The organism is Mycobacterium sp. NGS19 (assembly GCF_059813155.1).
In genome coordinates this window covers 1-1,400 of sequence record NZ_JCALEB010000012.1, presented here as the reverse complement: position 1 = coordinate 1,400, position 1,400 = coordinate 1, and the positions used below count along the sequence as shown (strand labels likewise).

Below are 1,400 nucleotides of genomic sequence, written 5' to 3'. Positions count from 1 at the left end.
GGGCTTGTCAAGTTAACCGTGTAAGTGGTTCAGGCCGTTTATGTTTGGGTTGATGTCATAGTGGGAGGCGCTCGGGGAATTGGATGGCGAAGGTGTTGAGCGCTTCAGTCCAGTTGTAGGTTCCTTGTCCTTGGTTTCCTCGTTTCTGGTTGATGTTGCGGATGGCCAGATACAGCAGTTTCATGGCCGCGGCGTCGGAGGGGAATGATCCGCGGGCTTTGGTGACTTTGCGTAGTTGGTAGTTCAGCGATTCGATCGCATTGGTGGTGTAGATGATCTTGCGGATCTCGACTGGGAAGGCCAGGAACGGCACGAATTCGGCCCAGGCCCGGTCCCAGACCGCGACCGCTCCGGGCGACTTGGTCTTCCACTGGGCGCGGAACTCCTCGAGGGCCAGTTTGGCGGCCTCTTCGGTGGCCGCGGTGTAGATCGGGCGCAGCGCTTGGGCCATCTTGCGTCGGTCGGTGTAGGAGGCATAGCGCATCGAGGCCCGCAGTAGGTGCACGACGCAGGTTTGAACGATGGCCTGTGGCCAGATCGCGGCGATCGATTCCGGCAGCCCGGCCAAACCGTCGCAACAGACGAACAGCGCATCGCGACATCCCCGGTTACGTAGCTCGGTGAGCACCCCGTGCCAGAATTTGGCGCCCTCGGTCTGCTGGATCCAGATTCCCAGGACCTGTTTGATCCCGTCGATATCGACGCCGATCACCACGTGGGCGGCCTTGTTGGCGACCACGCCGCCGTCGCGGATTTTGATCCGGATGGCGTCAATGTAGAGGATCGGATACACCGGATCGACCGGGCGCGATTGCCAGGCGGCGATCTCGTCGGTCACGACGTCGGTGACCCGAGAAACCGTGGCCGCCGACACACTAGCGCCGTAGACCTCGGCCAGATGCTCGGTGATATCGCGGGTCGACATGCCACGCGCGTACAGCGACAAGATCATGTCCTCGACCTGGCCCAGGCGGCGTTTGCGCTTGGGCACGATCGCCGGAGTGAACGTGCCGTTACGGTCGCGGGGTACTTCCAGATCGACCGGTCCGGCCGTGGTCAACACGGTTTTGCGGCCGTGGCCGTTGCGAGAGTTGCCCGAGCCGTAACCAGCTCGATCACCATGCTCATAACCGAGATGATCGGTGATCTCCACATCGAGGGCCCGTTCGAGCACGGCCTTGGTCATCTGGGCCAGCAGTCCGTCGGGACCGTCGATCGGGGTGCCCGAGGCCTCGGCGTCAGCCAGTAAGGCATCGACCGCCGCCGGCGGCAATAGCTCGCCCAGTTTGGCGGCAGCGTCGTCTCTGGGCGAATCAGATTGTGGCAATGGAACTCTCCTGTCCGGTGGTCAGCCACCACCATTCAGGCCCAACCCCTTACACAGTCAATAAGACACGCCC

1 protein-coding gene is annotated in these 1,400 nt (G+C 62.1%); it reads right to left on the bottom strand.

The genetic code is table 11. The features are described 5' to 3' along the window. Positions 1 to 55: 55 nt before the first annotated feature. Complete coding sequence (locus AC5Y4N_RS21045; protein WP_499912844.1) at positions 56 to 1,285, bottom strand: IS256 family transposase; 1,230 nt, start codon at positions 1,283 to 1,285, stop codon at positions 56 to 58. Between the last annotated feature and the right edge of the window lie 115 nt (positions 1,286 to 1,400).